Source organism: Brevibacillus choshinensis (genome assembly GCF_001420695.1).
GTDB classification, from domain to species: domain Bacteria; phylum Bacillota; class Bacilli; order Brevibacillales; family Brevibacillaceae; genus Brevibacillus; species Brevibacillus choshinensis.
The window spans coordinates 1594192-1611510 of the sequence record NZ_LJJB01000010.1 but is presented as its reverse complement, the minus strand read 5'-3'; the positions used below and the strand labels follow the sequence as shown (position 1 = coordinate 1611510).

The window sequence follows — 17319 nt, the reverse complement described above, 5'->3', positions numbered from 1 at the left end:
ACAAGAATGGAGATGGCTAATCTGGCTGACTTTTTGGCTTTAGGAATTCGCAAGGAACTACATGCTGCATTAAAAGAAAATGGGATTACGGAACCGACCCCGATCCAAGAAAAAACGATCCCTGTCGCACTGCTTGGAAAAGACGTAATCTCACAAGCGCAAACCGGTACGGGGAAGACGCTGGCTTTTGTCCTGCCCGTTCTGGAGCAGGCCGATCCAGAAGCTACGCATGTACAAGCCTTGATACTCACGCCGACGCGAGAGCTTGCGTTGCAGATTACAGCGGAAGTGAAGAAGCTGACAGACAAGCTCGATGAAATCCACGTTCTCGCCGTCTATGGGGGACAGGACGTAGCGCGTCAAATGAGAAAGCTGCAAGGCAAAAAACAAATCGTGATCGCAACACCTGGCCGTCTGTTGGATCATATGAGACGAGGAACGATCGATCTATCGACTGTATCGACTCTCGTCCTCGATGAAGCGGACCAGATGCTGCATATGGGTTTTCTCCCAGAAGTCGAAGAAATTATCGGACAGACGCCATGGGATCGGCAGACGATGCTTTTCTCTGCCACGATGCCTGCAAATGTGCGCTCGCTGGCCAATCGCTTTATGCGACAGCCGGAGGATATTCGCGTACAAGGCAAACGTATCACGCTCGACGACATCAAGCAAATCGTTGTGGAAACGACGGATCGAGCCAAGCAATCCACGCTGCGCAGCCTACTCAAAGAGCATCGGCCTTTCCTGGCTGTCATCTTTTGCCGCACGAAACGCAGAGCAAGTACTTTAAGTGCTGCACTCCAAGGCTTTGACTATCTGTCAGACGAATTGCATGGTGATTTGTCACAGGCCAAACGGGAAGATGTCATGAAGCGTTTCCGCGAGGCGAGAATCCAACTTCTCGTTGCGACCGATGTGGCCGCTCGTGGTCTAGATGTGGAAGGCATCACGCATGTGTTTAACTACGATATCCCGGAAGATGTGGATAGCTATATTCATCGAATTGGTCGAACAGGTCGAGCGGGAGAACAGGGGGTTGCCTTTACTTTGGTAACACCCAAGGATCGCTCCAATCTGGAGATGATTGAAAAAGGGATCGGACTGTCGCTCGAGAGGAAGAGCATGGAGACGGCAGAAACGTCACAGACACGCGAGTCGAAGCCAGAGAAGCCGAAGCGCAACGAGAATAACCGTCAACCGAGGGGCAAGGCCACCGAGCAAAAGGGTAGTGGTTTTGGGCGGAAGGCGAAGAGCGGCGAACGCCAACAGGGTGGTTTCGACCGGAAGGCGAAAAGTGGCGAACGCCAGCAGGGTGGTTTCGACAGGAAGGCGAAGAGCGGCGAACGCCAACAGGGTGGTTTCGATCGTAGGCCGAAGAGCGACGAACGTCAGAGCGACCGCTTTGATCGCAAATCGAATGGAAATGATCGTCAAAACAACCGTTCCAGTAAACCGACAGAGGCGAAAACGAAAAGCCCTGACCGCAAGTCCGGTCGTCCTGATCGCGATCGTTCATTTAGCAGCTCCAGCCGTGAAACCAGCCGCTTTGACAATAAGCGTGGGAAATCAACAGGTCCAAAAGTGAAATCTCAAAAACCAAAAGCCACGAAAACGCTCAAGAAGCCTTCTCGACAACGATAACGATAACGAAAAAAGACCGTACCAACCTTTAATCAGGCGGGTGCGGTCTTGTGTTTTATTCCGAGTCGGGAAATACGCGTGAACGTGTCAGAAATCGTAAGCCCTCTGGTCCTTCAAGGGAGAACATGCCGCCACGTCCGCTCACCACGTCGATGATGAGCTGCGTATGCTTCCAATACTCGTACTGAGCTTTTCCCATGTAAAACGGGCAGCCACCGATTTCTCCCAGCAGCACATCCTGATCGCCGATGAGGAATTCGCCCAGTGGGTAACACATGGGAGAACTGCCATCGCAGCAGCCCCCTGACTGATGAAACATCAAGTCGCCGTGTTTGTCGCGAAGCCGTTCAATTAATTGCAGGGCAGCTTCGGTAGCGAGTACTTTCTCCTGCTGACTCATTGATCAAAAGAATCCGAGAGCCTGATCGCTGTAGCTAACGAGCAGGTTTTTGGTTTGTTGATAATGACCGAGCATCATTTTGTGCGTCTCGCGGCCGATACCAGACATTTTGTAGCCACCGAATGCAGCGTGAGCGGGGTATGCGTGGTAGCAGTTGGTCCACACGCGTCCTGCCTGGATTTCGCGGCCCATACGATAAGCGGTGTTCACGTCACGGGTCCATACGCCGGAGCCCAAACCGTAGAGAGTATCGTTCGCAATCGAAAGTGCTTCTTCTGTATCCTTGAACGTCGTCACCGAGACAACCGGACCGAAGATTTCTTCCTGGAAGATGCGCATTTTGTTGTGGCCTTTAAAGACAGTTGGCTGAATGTAGTAGCCGTCTGCCAGATCGCCTTCCAACTGCGCGCGGTTACCACCAATGAGGCAATCTGCTCCTTCTTGTTTACCGATGTCCAGATAGGAGAGGATTTTTTCCACCTGCTCGAGGGAAGCTTGTGCCCCGATCATCGTGTCAGTGTCGAGAGGATTGCCTTGCTTGATGTTGGCTACGCGTTGCAGGGCGCGCTCCATGAATGGCTCGTAAATGCTCTCATGGATCAAAGCGCGGGAAGGGCATGTGCACACTTCACCCTGGTTGAGCGCAAACAGTACGAATCCTTCGATCGCTTTGTTGAAGAAGGCATCGTCCTTCGCGAATACATCCGGGAAGAAGATGTTCGGGGATTTACCGCCTAGCTCCAGCGTAACCGGAATAATATTTTGAGAGGCGTATTGCATGATCAGACGACCAGTCGTCGTTTCACCTGTAAAGGCGATTTTTGCGATGCGGTTGCTCGACGCCAACGGTTTACCGGCTTCCAGACCAAAGCCGTTTACGACGTTGACGACACCTGGTGGCAGCAAGTCACCGATCAGTTCCATCAGTACCAAGATCGAGGCAGGCGTTTGCTCTGCAGGCTTGAGCACGACGCAGTTCCCAGCCGCCAGAGCTGGAGCGAGCTTCCAAGTAGCCATCAAGAGTGGGAAGTTCCAAGGGATGATTTGTCCCACGACACCGAGTGGCTCATGGAAATGATAAGCTACTGTATCGTTGTCGATTTCGCCGAGTGTGCTTTCCTGCGCGCGAATAGCGCCAGCGAAGTAACGGAAGTGGTCGATTGCCAGAGGAATGTCAGCAGCCAGTGTTTCGCGTACAGGCTTTCCGTTTTCCCATGTCTCAGCCGTCGCCAAAAGCTCCAGATTCGCTTCCATGCGATCTGCGATTTTCAGCAAGATGTTCGAGCGTTGCGCTACAGATGTGCGTCCCCATGCTGCCTTCGCCTCGTGTGCCGCATCCAGAGCAAGCTCGATATCTTCAGCAGTGGAACGAGCTACTTCGCAAAATACTTTGCCGGTAACCGGCGTCACGTTCTCGAAGTATTCTCCATTCACTGGCGGTACCCAATTGCCACCAATGTAGTTCTCGTAGCGATGTTTGAACGTCACCTTTGAACCGGCTTGGCCGGGCTGAGCATAGATCATGCGAACGCCTCCTCATATCTCTTTTTAGTCCTTTACGTTGTTTTCTAAAAAGCAATACCCGTACCAACTGAAAAAACCGCGATGTGACAGCGTTTTCAATAAAACGACAAGCGAGATGTGCATCGGATTGGAACAAAGAGTGTTCCATATCGGAACAACTAATAGATGGCCAACTCATGCTATAATGAAAGGGAATGATTTTTGAGGGAGGGAAGAGTGTTGTCAACGATTGTCCAGCAATCTTGGAAGCGCTGCCAGGAATCGAACCTCATTGCCACACAGAAGGCAAATGACCAGATCATTTCCACCAATCGAATCAAAGAAATCATTCAGGAAAATCACCCTCTGATTCGCGAAAGCTTACCTCTTTTCAACAAGTTGTCTCCTTTCTTACTATCGACGGAGCATATCGCCCTGCTGTCCGATCGGAATGGCAACATCATTCATACCGTAGGTGACCCAGTGTTTGCCGATCACGCGCAAAAGGTGCAGCTGCAGATCGGTGCAAACTGGCAGGAGAGCAACAAAGGGACCAATGCGATTGGCACTGCCCTGGTCTCCCAGCAGCCCATACAAATTCAAGGGGAACAACATTATTTTCGGGAAAATCAATTTCTTACTTGCTCCTCGGCTCCGATTTTCTCACCTGCGGGAGATCTGCTAGGCGTAATCGATATGAGCACGAGAAAAGAATATACCCATCCGTTTGCCCTGACGATCGTCTGCATGATTGCGGAGGCCTTGCAAAACCGTTTTTTGTTTGCAGAGGCGGAGCGCGTGATAACATTGCCTACTGCTTCCAGGAGTTCCCACGGACAGCCATTGCTGCCGCTCATCGGTCTGGATCGTGACGAGCGCATCGTAGGTTTGAACAGACGGGCAAAGCAACTGCTAGGACCGGATATGGTGGGGAAATCACTCGATAGAGAGCTAGAGAGCAGTGGACGTACCTTGCAGGATAACCACCAAAAGCTCTGGCCTTCCGCTTCGGTTCCACGTAAAACGCCAGCTTTTTCGCTCAAGCCTTTTCCCCGTCTGGCGGGCTCATGCCCCCGTTTTCTCCAAGCCAAAGTGTTGGCGCAAAAAGCGGCGCAGGTGGACTTTCCGGTGATGGTTCTAGGGGAGAGCGGTACAGGAAAAGAACTGTTTGCCCAGATGATCCATCAGACAGGACCGCGAGCCAATGAACCGTTCGTCGCAGTAAACTGCAGTTCAATATCGGAAAATTTAATTGAGAGTGAATTATTTGGCTACGAGGGCGGTGCGTTTACGGGAGCCCAGCGAGAAGGCAGAATCGGGAAATTTGAAGCTGCCAAAAAAGGAACGATCTTTCTGGATGAAATTGGAGACATGTCATTGCGGGCGCAAGCGGCATTGCTCCGCGTCTTGCAGGAAAAAGTGGTTACGCCTGTCGGAAGCAATCAGTCCAAGCCGATTTATGCTCGAGTCATTGCAGCTACGCACAGACATTTGCCGGATGAAGTCAAGGCAGGGCGTTTCCGCGCTGATCTGTATTACCGCCTAAAGGGAGTCCTGATTGAGCTGCCTCCTTTGCGAAAACGAAGTGATATTTTGGAGCTAGCTATGAATCAGATCAAGCAAATTGCGCCAGATCGGCAGATTACCTTATCCAGAGAGGCGCAGGCCATGCTCACGGCATATTCTTGGCCTGGGAATGTTCGAGAGCTGCAGGGGGTACTCATTCAGGCTACCTTCTTGGCAGATGACGATGAGATTGGCTGTGAACATATTCTTCTGGAAGGGTTGGGGGAAGATGGCTTCGAATCTCCCAGCACGAGTTTCATGTCTTTGCGCGAGACAGAATGCGAGGCTATCAAAAAAGCTTTGTACATGAGTGGGGGCAATGTCAGTCAAGCGGCTAAACTGCTCCAGATCGGCCGAAATACGTTGTACCGCAAAATGGCGGATTATCGCATTTTGTCACAGATAAATCAGGAGGAACTATGATTGCCCTATACAGGCTGGACAAAGAGTTGGAGAGAAAAATAGCTGCACTGTTGGACAACAGCGGCCATCCAATTGGGTATTTTTATTCGATTAAGTCCATCATTGATCAAATGATGAATCCATTTGTGGTCGTCACTACAGAACCGTACGGGGAAGAGCTCGAATCCTTTTCATTGCCGGTAGTCTGCCTCTCCATCGACATGAATGACGTGAAAAAGACGTGGGACCGATTGCACAAAAAGGAAGCGGTACAAGAGGCAGTCGTCGTTTGTGGCTCCCAAAAGGAAAAGGTGTGGTTGGAACGGGAGTATGTGCTGGAACCGGACGTGCTAGGAGCGACATGCCATTTCCAGCTACGAGAGGATTTACAGGAGAGTTCGGAGCACGCCACGTACTTGATGCCGATCTGGGGCAAGCACCTACTGCCTGAAAAGTCGCCAATTGGCGAGTGGCATTTGATTGAGCCATCCCTGTCTACATTGCGTCGGACTGTACAGCAAGCGGATTCGCTGATGGCCTACACGAAAGATCGGCTACGGGAGAAGCATCTCATGGAAGCAGTCGTTAACTCGGCACATGATGCAGTCATCGCTGTCGACCGGCACAGCCAGATCACACTGGTGAACGAGCACGCCAAAATGCTCTTGGGCCTCACCGGCGAGGTGCTGGGCAAACCGATTACAGACTATATACCCCATTCCGATATGCTGCGGGTATTGAAGACAGGGCGTCAGGAGCTGGGCGATGTAGCTACCGTCCTCGACCGTTCTATCGTCATCAACCGAATTCCCGTCATCGTAAAGGACCAGATCGTAGGAGCCGTATCGAACTTCAAAGAAATCAGCGACATTCAGAAAATGGAGATGTCGCTGCGTAAAAAGCTGCATGAAAATGGATTGGAAGCGAGATATCGACTCGACAGTATCATCGGTTCTTCGCCTGAGCTGGTTGCAACGAAGGAGCAGGCAGCTATGTTTGCCAAAACCAATGCCACCGTATTGATCACTGGTGAGTCGGGGACGGGTAAGGAACTGTTTGCCCAAGGGATTCATTTGGAGAGCACGCGGGCAGTTGGGCCATTTTTAGCAGTCAACTGTGCGGCTTTACCTGAGAGCCTTCTGGAAAGTGAGCTGTTTGGCTACGAGGATGGAGCTTTTACTGGTGCCAAAAAGGGTGGGAAGCCCGGACTGTTTGAGCTGGCACATGGCGGGACGCTTTTTCTCGATGAAATTGGAGAAATGCCGCTGCGTATTCAGGTGCTGTTGCTCAGAGTGTTGCAAGAGCGTCGGGTAAGACGTGTAGGCGGGGAGAGGATCATTCCTGTCGATGTGCGGATCGTAGCGGCGACCAACCGTGATCTGGCAGAGGAAATTGAGCGGGATCATTTTCGCGCGGATCTGTACTATCGGATCAACATGCTCAAGCTCGATGTCCCGCCATTGCGTGAACGTCTGACAGATATTCCTCTGCTGGTGGAGGGCATGATTCTGGAGCTCAATGAGCAGCATGAACAAAAAGTCGACCAGATCGACGAGGAAATCTATCGTCTCTTTCAGGAATATCGATGGCCAGGAAATGTACGAGAGCTACGCAACGTGGTAGAACGGATGGTACTGTTGTCAACGGGAGGAAGAGTCTCCCGGGAAAACGTCGACTTTTTATTTGCCAAAAAGAAAGGGAGTGTTCCTCACACGCTGGAGGTCGCAAAAAATGGAAGATTCGAGCCGGAAGCGGTAAAGATCGTAGCTGCACTGCAGCAGTCGAAACACAACAAAACGCTCGCAGCGAAGGCGCTGGGGATGGATAGGACTACGCTGTGGCGCAAGATGAAGCAATATGATATCGAATGAGCAAAGTGTTGCAACATAACGTTGCAACACTTTGTTGCTTTTGCGAACAATCGGCAGGATGCGACATTTTTCTACGCCTGCTATGTAAGCGTTTTACTAGGAAGCGTACCTGAAAATCCGGTTGGCACCAAACGTGCAAGAGTCTAGTGTCAGTATCGTCAAAAAATTTTGATCATTCTAAGGGGGGAGACGATTGCTTCATTATTCAATCGCGGTGATTCCCGGAGACGGAATCGGTCCCGAAGTAATGGACGAAGGGTTAAAGGTATTGAAGGCAATTGAAGAAAGCCATGGTGGTGTTCGTTTTGCCAATGATGTGATGGATTGGAACTGTAACTATTACCTCAAACATGGCAGGATGATGCCTGAAAATGGATTGGATACATTAAGAGACTATGATCTAATCCTGCTCGGTGCCGTCGGAGCGCCGGGAGTGCCTGATCATGTGTCTGTCTGGGAATTGATCCTGCCGATCCGACGCGCTTTCCAGCAGTATGTAAACCTGCGCCCGGTAAAACTGCTCCGAGGATTGGAAAGCCCCTTGCGCTACAAGGAGCACGCCGATCTCGATTTCGTAGTGGTCCGGGAAAATACCGAAGGCGAGTATTCCAACATGGGTGGCCGGATGCATCAGGGCACGCCGTACGAAATGGCTGTACAGAACAACGTGTTTACGCGATATGGTACTGAACGTATTTTAAAATACGCCTATTCACTTGCGGAAAAGAAGCCGAAAAAGAGATTGACGGCAGCGACCAAGTCGAATGGAATTAACCACTCGATGCCTTTCTGGGATGAGATCGTCAAGGAAATCAGCCAGGAGCATCCAAACGTCAATACGACACTTTATCACATTGACGCTTTGGCGGCTTACTTTATTACACGCCCTGAGTCGTTTGATGTGGTTGTAGCCAGCAATTTGTTCGGGGACATTTTGACTGATCTGGGAGCTGCAATCGTCGGCGGTTTGGGACTTGCTCCATCGGCGAACATCAATCCCGAGCGTAAATATCCATCGATGTTTGAACCGATCCACGGCTCTGCCCCAGATATTGCGGGGAAAGGAATCGCCAATCCGATTGCCCAAATCTGGAGCTTGAGCATGATGATGGACCATCTCGATCTTCCTGAAATCAGTGCAGTGATCATGAATGCGATCGAGCAAGTACTCGTAGATGGCAAAGTACTGACTCCGGATCTCGGTGGAGGGGCAACGACGAAAGAACTGGGAGACGAAATCGTTCGCCAGATCTATCAAGCAACCAAATAGAAATAGAGGGAGGCAACGGGAGAATGGAAACGAAATCATATGATCTGTACATCGGTGGCGAGTGGGTAAAAACAGACAGCTACATCCCGGTCTATCACAAATACACAGGCGAATGTATCGCTCAGATCGCAAAAGCTGAACAACACCATGTATCGGATGCTGTAGAAAAAGCCTCGAAAACCTTTAAACAAGACAGCCTCACTCCCTTTCAACGCTACAAGATTCTGTTGAAAGCGTCCGAACTGATGGAGGCACGTCGCGATGAGATGGAGCTGTCCCTGATCCGTGAAGTGGGCAAAACGCGCAAGGACGCGATGAACGAGCTGGACAGAACCATCAATACCCTACGTCTGTCTGCCGAGGAAGCGAAAAAGATTCATGGAGAAATGATCCCTCTGCAAGCGACAGAAGGCTCGGAAAATCGCCTCGGCTTTACGATTCGCGTACCAAAGGGTGTCATCGGCGCAATCACGCCGTTTAACTACCCGCTATTGCTCAGCACGCACAAGATCGCTCCGGCTATTGCAGCAGGAAACACACTGGTTGTTAAGCCTGCTACCGTAACTCCGATCGCGACGTTCATGCTGTTGGAGGTGCTGGAAGAGGCGGGATTGCCAAAAGGCTACATCAACATCGTGACAGGAGCAGGCAGTCAGGTGGGTGAGTGGCTACTGGACGAAGAGCGTATCGCCATGTACACCTTTACCGGGTCGGGCGAAGTCGGCCGTCATATCAAAGAGCGCAGTGGTATGCGTCCAGTGGCGTTGGAGCTTGGCAATAACTCGCCGAACATCATCCACCTCGATGCAGATCTGGAACTGGCGGCGCGTCAGACGGCAGCACGCAGCTTCCACAACGCGGGTCAGGCTTGCATCGCGGTACAGCGCATATACGTTCATGAAGACGTCTTCCAGGAGTTTACGAACTTGTACATCGATGAAGTGAAACAGCTCAAAGTGGGAGACCCGGAAGACCCAACTACAGATGTAGGGCCTATGATCAGTGAAAAAGAAGCGAGTCGTACAGAGGAATGGGTACAAGAAGCGATCAGCCAGGGGGCAACATCATTACTGCCCGTGAAGCGAGAGGGTGCATTGTTCTACCCAGCTGTTCTGGTGGATACCAAGCCGGAGATGAAAGTCGTGTGCCGCGAAGTATTTGCACCTGTAGTAACGATCATCCCTTACAACGATCTGGACGATGCTTTTGCACAGGCGAACAACTCCGAGTACGGTCTTCAGGCCGGCATTTTCACCCGTGATCTGAACATTGCCATGAAAGCGGCGCGCGTGCTGGAATACGGCGGCGTTGTCATCAATGACGTTTCGACCTACCGCAATGATGTTATGCCTTATGGTGGAGTCAAAAACAGTGGACTTGGCAAAGAAGGCCCTCGCTATGCAGTCGAGGAAATGACAGAAGAACGGATGGTGGTGATCAATCTATGAACGGGCAACTTTTGACAGGAAAAACGGCGATTGTAACGGGAGCAGCATCCGGTATGGGAAAAGCCATCGCGACGCTGTTTGCCGAACAAGGAGCCAATGTCGTTCTGGCGGATTTGAACAAGGGAGCAGCTGAACAGGTCGCAAAGGAGTTGCCTGAAGGAAAGGCACATCCTGTGCAAACGGACGTATCCGATGATCAGAGTGTGGCTGCTCTCGTCAAAGAGACGGTCTCCACATTTGGCTCGATTGATGTACTCGTCAACTGCGCTGGGGTTCCGCAAGCATTTACACCGATTGAGGAACTGAGTCTCGAACAGTGGGACAGAACGATGGCGGTCAATACCAAATCGATCTTCTTGACGACCAGACACTCCGTTCCTCACATGAAGGCCGGCAACAAAGGAAGTATTATCAACATCGCTTCGATCGCAGGAATACGTGCTCGTCCGGGATTGAATGCATACTGCGCCTCCAAAGGTGCGGCGATCATGCTGAGTAAGGCTCTCGCGATTGAGCTGGCACCCTACAAAATTCGTGTGAACGTCATCAATCCGGGTCCGGCAGAGACACCGATGCTCGGCAAGTTCATCAACGGAGACGACGCAGAAGTGGAAGCGGGCAAGAAGGATATTTTTATCAACAGCGTTCCGCTTGGTACGTTGATCCAGCCGGAAGATATCGCTCAAGCAGCGCTTTATCTGGCATCGGATCTGTCCAAGATCGTGACAGGTGAAGTCATGAACGTAGATGGCGGAAGAGGCATCTAGTCAAACGACAAAAATTTTCATATTATTAAATGAATTCAATATAGGATAAAAAAGAGAAAATCAGGGGGAATTAGAGAGATGTTGCGCAAAAAATGGAGTTTCCTATTATCAGGGATCATGTCAGCCTCTTTATTGCTGACAGCATGTGGAGGCGGAGGTGGCGGGCAAGCAGCTCAGCCTGGACAGAATGGCGGCGGACAAGCTGCTCAGACGGAAGCGCCGAAAAGCGACGGACAATCTTTTGTTTTTAAAGCAGGTCACTCGCTGACGGAAGACCACCCGTATAACCTGGCGCTGAAAAAGATGGCAGAAGATGTAGAGAAGCGCTCAAACGGGAAAGTGAAAATCGAAGTGTATCCACTGAGCCAGCTCGGTGCTGAACGCGAACTGACGGAAGCGCTTACGTTTGGAACGGCAGATATGTCGATTACATCAACTGCACCAGTGACCAACTTCTATCCAAAATTGGGCGTGCTCGATTTGCCGTTCCTGTTCGAGAGCCGTGAGCAAGCATACAAGGTCTTGGACGGAAAAGTCGGCCAAGACATCCTCAAAGACTTGAGCAGCGCAAACCTCGTAGGATTGGCTTGGGCAGAAAACGGTTTCCGCCACATCACAAACGGAGCCAAAGATATCAAGACTCCTGCTGACGTTCAAGGAATGAAGATCCGTACGCAAGAAAACCCGATTCACCTGGCAGCTTTTGAAGCTTTGGGAGCAAAACCAACTCCGATGGCTTGGACAGAAGCACTGACTGCTCTGCAACAAGGTGTAGTAGACGCGCAGGAAAACCCGGCAATCGTTGCTCAAACCTACAAGCTGTACGATTCCAAGCAAACGCATATGTCTTTGACTGGTCACGTATATTCCGCTGCCCTGATCCTGTTCAGTAAACCAGTGTGGGACAAGCTGCCTGCTGACGTGCAACAGATGCTTTCCGAAGAAGCAGTAAAAGCAGGTCAGTACGAGCGTGAACTGATGATCAAAATGGAAAAAGAAGCGATTGCGGATATTCAATCGAAGGGAATTAAGATCACCGAGGACGTGGACAAGCAAGCATTCCGCGACGCAATGAAGCCTGTCTATGACAAATTCTCCGGTCAATTCGGCAAAGAGCTGGTTGACGAGATCATGAATACGAAATAAACGGCAGAAGGGAGAAGAGCAGGAGCTTTTCTCCCCCCTTTTCCCTGAGAAAGGAGAAATCGTGTGGGCACCCTTATTTCCAAAATAAACAGTCTAACTCGTTTCATCGTCATTGCGCTGCTCGCTGTCATGGTCGTAGCGGTTTTCCTGCAGGTGCTGTTCCGATTTTTCCTGGACCAGCCGCTTGCCTGGACGGAAGAATTAGCTCGTTACTTGCTGATCTGGATCACTTTTCTCGGTTCGGCATACGCGATGGCCATCAAAGCGCATATTGGTACCGAATATATTCAGAAGTTTTTGTCACCTCTGATGAATAAGGTCGTCCTGAGTATTGCTGCGCTTTTCAGCATTTTCTTTTTTGTCGTCATGGTTCAACAGGGGTACGCCTTGTCTGCTCGAAGCATGACACAGACCTCCCCCACTCTGCTCGTTCCCATGGGTTACGTCTACATGGTGATTCCGATCAGCGGTGTTCTGCTCATCATGAACGTTCTCCATGTAACTTGGAAAGATATCACCGGGAAGGAGTGAATCGATTGTGGGTACTGTGCTCTTTTTAACACTATTGGTTCTCCTGATCATTAATGTCCCGATTGCCGTCGCATTAGGGCTTTCAGTGGTTGTTGCTTTTATGGTAGAGGGAAACATCCCTTTGCTGGTCGTCATTCAAAAAATGTTCAACGGGACGGACTCCTTCCCATTGATGGCTGTTCCTTTCTTTTTGCTCGCTGGTAAGTTGATGGAAACGGGCGGTATTTCTGCTCGCTTGATTCGGTTTGCCAATACGCTGGTGGGGACTCTGCCAGGAGGATTGGCAATCGTGGCGGTTATGGGATGTACGTTCTTTGCCGCGATTTCTGGCTCTTCAGCAGCGACGACAGCTGCGGTAGGGGGCATACTCATCCCACACATGGTCAAAAAGGGGTATGACGTCCGTTTTTCGGCTGCGCTGCATGCAGCGGGAGGGACGATTGGCGTTATGATTCCGCCAAGCGTTCCGATGGTTTTGTATGGTGTGGCAGCAAGCACGTCCATCAACGACTTGTTCATTGCAGGGATTGGACCTGGTATCCTCGTGGCGATCTCGCTCATCGCATATTCGTTCTGGGTCAGTAAGAAAAATGGCTGGGGCGGCGGAGAAAGGCATTCCCTGTCAGACATTTGGAAGGCTTTTAAAGACGCCATTTTGGCGATTCTCATGCCTGTTATTATTTTGGGTGGTATTTACGGTGGCATTTTCACCTCTACAGAAGCAGCTGTCGTAGCGGTTGTATACGGTCTGGTGGTAGGTCTGTTCGTCTACCGGGAAATCAAATGGAAAGACTTGGGTGAAATATTTGCGGGCTCGGCCAGCATGACAGCAGTCATCATGCTCATCATCGCGACAGCCAACGCATTCGGGTTTATTATGACCAGGGAAAATATTCCTCAGGAAATTGCCCAATTCATGCTGGGGATTACCGATAGCGCGTTTATTACACTGTTGATCATCAACGTTTTGCTGCTCATTTTGGGGACGTTTATGGAAACAGCGGTTACGATCATTCTTATGACACCGATTCTTTTGCCTATTACCAACGCTCTGGGAATTGATCCTGTCTTGTTCGGGGTCATTATGGTTGTCAACTCTGCAATCGGCATGCTGACGCCACCTGTTGGACTTAACTTGCTGGTAGCTGGAAATATCGCCAAGCTGTCCAATTCGGCTATTGAAAGGGCAGCTATTCCGTTTCTGATTCTCATGATTGTAGATTTGATGCTCATCACGTATGTACCAGAAATCAGCTTGTTCCTAGTGAACTTGAGTAAGTAACGAGGAGGCGCGGTATACGTGGAATACATTCAACAGTTAAAAGAGTGGCTGGGAGACGAACGTGTAACGACGAACCCAACTATCCTCGAACACCACAGTCACGACGAATCGTATCATAAGCCGCATTTGCCGGATGTCGTGGTTTTTCCGCAAACGGCTCATGAAGTCAGCCAAATCATGAAGCTGGCAAACGAGAAGCATATTGCGGTTACACCGTTTGGCTTGGGGAGTAGTCTGGAAGGACACGCGATTCCCTACCATGGCGGGATCAGCTTGGATTTCTCACTCATGAATCAAGTGCTGGAAGTGCGTCCGCAGGATTTTCTGGTACGGGTGCAACCAGGTGTGACGCGCACGCAGCTGAACAAGGAATTGAAAAAGCACGGGCTGTTCTTCTCCGTGGATCCAGGGGCAGACGCTACGTTGGGCGGAATGGCAGCGACGAATGCGAGTGGCACTACCTCGGTTCGTTACGGTGTGATGCGTGATAATGTCCGCGATCTGGAAGTGGTGTTGGCAGATGGCCGCATCATCCACACGGGGAGCATGACAGCGAAATCTTCGTCTGGCTATCACTTGACGGGTCTCTTCGTCGGCTCGGAAGGAACGCTTGGGGCATTTACCGAATTGACCCTGCGCGTTTACGGAATCCCTGAGGCAACAATGGCGGCGCGCGCGTGCTTCCCTACCGTACAGGATGCAGTAGATACCGTGGTGGATATTCTTTCTGCGGGTATTCAGGTGGCGCGAATTGAGCTGATCGACGAGCGCTCTATCCGTCAAGTCAATGCCTACAAGGAAACGAGCTATCCGGAAAACCCTACGCTCTTTATCGAGTTTCACGGAAGTGAGCAAGGCTTGCAGCACGATATTGATTTTGCGCAGAATATTGCTAGCGAGCACGGATGCTCCGAGTTCCTGTTTGAGACGGACTCTAAAGCCCGGGCGCAGCTATGGGATGTCCGTCACAACATGGCGTATGCCTTTATCCACAAATCCCCGGGGAAAAAGATGATGGTGACGGATGTGTGTGTTCCTTTCTCAGAGCTGGCTGGTGCAGTCGTCGATGCCAGAGCGGCAATTGATCGCTCAGGTCTGGACGGAGCAATCCTGGGGCATGTCGGAGATGGCAACTATCACGTGATTCTCATGATCGACTTGAATGATCCGGCTGAAGTGGCTCGTGCTGATGAGTTGAACGCTCATTTGGTCGAATACGCACTGAGCCGCGGTGGGACCTGCACGGGGGAACACGGTGTCGGAATCGGAAAAGCAAAATACCAGCGAATTGAGCATGGAGATGCTCTCGATGTCATGCAATCCATGAAGCGCGTATTAGACCCGAATGGTATTCTGAATCCCGGGAAAATTTTCGGGGAGTAACTTTCATGACCTACTAGGCCTGTATTCTGTGTAACCTAACAGAGTGCGGGTTTTTTTACTTTCTGGATGTTTAAGTTCGCTAGCGCTATAAAGGATGAAAGTATAAGCGCAACATAGAGAGACTTCGAACGAAGTGAGAAAGCGAGACTTGTGCCCTTTGGGTACTAAGGCTCCGCCAAAAGGCTTGGCGCAGCCAAGTTTCCTAATTTTTCACCTCAAAGGAGGTTCTGGGGAAAGGAGAAGTGACTAAAATGTGGAATGTAGAAGTTGGTCATGAAACAACGAATTCACCGATTGCAGGGAGGCACGCATGAAGCCGATTGTCGAGATTGCCAAGACAGCAGGTATCGAAGAGCAGGATCTGGAACTGTACGGAAAGTTTAAGGCCAAATTATCGGATGAGCTCTGGGAAAAGGTAAAGGACCGTCCTGACGGGAAGCTGATCCTCGTGACAGCGATGAATCCCAACCCTGCCGGAGCAGGAAAAACACTTACGACGATAGGGTTGTCTCAGTCACTGAACGCTTTGGGGAAAAAGACGATCGCTGCACTTCGGGAGCCATCTCTCGGTCCGTGCATGGGGATAAAGGGAGGAGCCACTGGGAGTGGTCAGGCACAAATTCTTCCGGCTGACGAGATCAACCTTCATTTTACGGGCGATATCCACGCGATTACCTCGGCCCACAATTTGTTGGCTGCGATGATTGATAACCATATATTTCAAGGGAATCCTCGCCGTTTGAATCCAAAGAAAATCGTATGGAAACGAGCCATGGACATGAATGACCGTGCCCTACGGAATATCGTGGTCGGCTTGGGTGATGGAAATGGAATGTCGCGTGAAGATGGATTTATGATTACGACCGCTTCTGAAATCATGGCAATTTTGTGCTTGAGCGAAAATCTGTCGGATTTGCGGGAGCGCTTGAATAACATCATCATCGGTTATGATTTCGACGACGTGCCCGTACGGGCCAATGAAATCCATGCGGTCGAAGCGATGTGTGTCTTATTAAAAGAAGCGATCAAACCAAATCTGGTGCAGACCATTGAAGGGACACCTGTCCTCATTCACGGTGGGCCGTTTGCCAACATTGCGCACGGCTGCAGCAGCGTTATCGGAACGAAGACGGCGCTAAAGCTGGCAGACTATGTCGTGACAGAGGCCGGGTTCGGAGCGGATTTGGGCGCAGAGAAGTTTTTTGACATCAAATGCAGAAAAGCAGGTCTGACTCCTGCGGCTGCTGTAGTCGTCATCACAGTGAGGGCATTGAAATACAACGGCGGCGTCAAGGTAGCCGATCTGGCTGTAGAAAATCTGGAAGCACTGGAGCGTGGCTTTGCCAACGTCCGCCGCCATATCGAGAACCTGCAAAAATTTGGGGTACCTGCAGTGGTCGCGATCAATCATTTCACTACCGACACACAGGAAGAAGTAGATGCGGTCATTGCACTCTGCCAACAGTTGGGTGCAGAAGCCGCGCTTTCTTACGTCTGGGCTGAAGGCAGCAAGGGAGGGATTGAGCTGGCAGAAAAAGTAGCACGTGCCGCCGAAAAGCCATCCACCTTTCGATTCTTGTATGAAGAGGATTTGTCGATTCAGCAAAAAATGGAGACAGTTGTAAAGGAAATTTACCGTGGTTCAGGTGTAGTCTTTTCTCCATCTGCTCTCAAAACGATACAAAAGATCGAGGAAATGGGGCTCTCTCACCTTCCCGTCTGCATGGCGAAAACGCCTTACTCGTTTACTGATCGCGCTGATATACTGGGCGCGCCGACAGACTTCACGATTTCGGTGAGTGAAGTGCGTGTTTCGGCGGGAGCAGGATTCATCGTCGCTCTGACAGGTAGCCTGGTCACCATGCCGGGACTGCCGAGAAAACCTGCCGCAGAGTCGCTGTATGTAGACGGCGATGGCCACATTGTGGGATTGAGCTAAACGACGAATTGAAAATAGTTGAAGCTGACACCGGTACATGGGGTGTCAGCTATTTTGCATTTCCCATGCATCTCGGGGAGCAATCTGGGCAAATAGGCGAACGTACCTGTTGCCCAAGACATATGCATATCGGGTAGGTAAATTTGTGAAAAGCGGGGCTGAAAGTA

Annotated in this window: 12 protein-coding genes and 1 pseudogene; 11 read left to right on the top strand and 2 right to left on the bottom strand. The window is 50.7% G+C overall.

Annotated elements, in window-relative coordinates:
• Window positions 1–6: 6 nt before the first annotated feature.
• Window positions 7–1644, top strand: coding sequence for a DEAD/DEAH box helicase (locus tag AN963_RS17690; RefSeq protein WP_083496967.1), 1638 nt, complete (start codon window positions 7–9; stop codon window positions 1642–1644).
• Between the two features lie 55 nt (window positions 1645–1699).
• Here AN963_RS17690 and AN963_RS17685 read toward each other — a convergent pair whose 3' ends face one another.
• Both AN963_RS17685 and adh read right to left on the bottom strand, forming a co-directional pair.
• The gene (locus tag AN963_RS17685; protein ID WP_055745848.1) at window positions 1700–2044 is read right to left on the bottom strand and encodes a DUF779 domain-containing protein; all 345 of its coding nucleotides are present in this window, start codon (window positions 2042–2044) and stop codon (window positions 1700–1702) included.
• Window positions 2045–2047: 3 nt separating this feature from the next.
• The gene (gene adh, locus AN963_RS17680) at window positions 2048–3568 is read right to left on the bottom strand and encodes an aldehyde dehydrogenase (RefSeq protein ID WP_055745847.1); all 1521 of its coding nucleotides are present in this window, start codon (window positions 3566–3568) and stop codon (window positions 2048–2050) included.
• A 219-nt stretch (window positions 3569–3787) separates the two neighbouring features.
• Between adh and AN963_RS17675 the strand changes: the two genes are divergently transcribed.
• The 10 genes and pseudogenes from AN963_RS17675 to AN963_RS17630 all read left to right on the top strand — a co-directional run.
• On the top strand, window positions 3788–5536 hold the full coding sequence (locus AN963_RS17675) for a sigma-54-dependent Fis family transcriptional regulator (protein WP_055745846.1): 1749 nt from the start codon (window positions 3788–3790) through the stop codon (window positions 5534–5536).
• Window positions 5533–7386 (top strand): sigma-54 interaction domain-containing protein, encoded by a 1854-nt coding sequence (locus AN963_RS17670; protein ID WP_055745845.1) that lies wholly within the window; start codon window positions 5533–5535, stop codon window positions 7384–7386. Before AN963_RS17675 ends, AN963_RS17670 begins: the two co-directional genes overlap by 4 nt.
• A 193-nt stretch (window positions 7387–7579) precedes the next feature.
• Window positions 7580–8656, top strand: a complete 1077-nt coding sequence (locus AN963_RS17665; RefSeq protein WP_055745844.1) for a tartrate dehydrogenase — start codon at window positions 7580–7582, stop codon at window positions 8654–8656.
• A 23-nt stretch (window positions 8657–8679) separates the two neighbouring features.
• Window positions 8680–10104, top strand: coding sequence for an aldehyde dehydrogenase family protein (locus tag AN963_RS17660; protein ID WP_055745843.1), 1425 nt, complete (start codon window positions 8680–8682; stop codon window positions 10102–10104).
• The gene (locus tag AN963_RS17655) at window positions 10101–10871 is read left to right on the top strand and encodes an SDR family oxidoreductase (protein ID WP_055745842.1); all 771 of its coding nucleotides are present in this window, start codon (window positions 10101–10103) and stop codon (window positions 10869–10871) included. The genes AN963_RS17660 and AN963_RS17655 overlap by 4 nt, the downstream gene beginning before the upstream one ends.
• Before the next feature lie 78 nt (window positions 10872–10949).
• Window positions 10950–12017, top strand: coding sequence for a TRAP transporter substrate-binding protein (locus AN963_RS17650; protein WP_055745841.1), 1068 nt, complete (start codon window positions 10950–10952; stop codon window positions 12015–12017).
• A gap of 63 nt (window positions 12018–12080) precedes the next feature.
• Entirely contained in the window at window positions 12081–12548 is a 468-nt protein-coding gene (locus AN963_RS17645) for a TRAP transporter small permease (protein WP_055745840.1), read from the top strand.
• A gap of 7 nt (window positions 12549–12555) precedes the next feature.
• Entirely contained in the window at window positions 12556–13830 is a 1275-nt protein-coding gene (locus AN963_RS17640) for a TRAP transporter large permease (RefSeq protein WP_055745839.1), read from the top strand.
• An 18-nt stretch (window positions 13831–13848) separates the two neighbouring features.
• Window positions 13849–15213 (top strand): FAD-binding oxidoreductase, encoded by a 1365-nt coding sequence (locus AN963_RS17635; RefSeq protein WP_055745838.1) that lies wholly within the window; start codon window positions 13849–13851, stop codon window positions 15211–15213.
• A 298-nt stretch (window positions 15214–15511) separates the two neighbouring features.
• Window positions 15512–17152, top strand: a pseudogene (locus AN963_RS17630) (formate--tetrahydrofolate ligase); the annotation flags it as partial.
• Window positions 17153–17319: the final 167 nt, after the last annotated feature.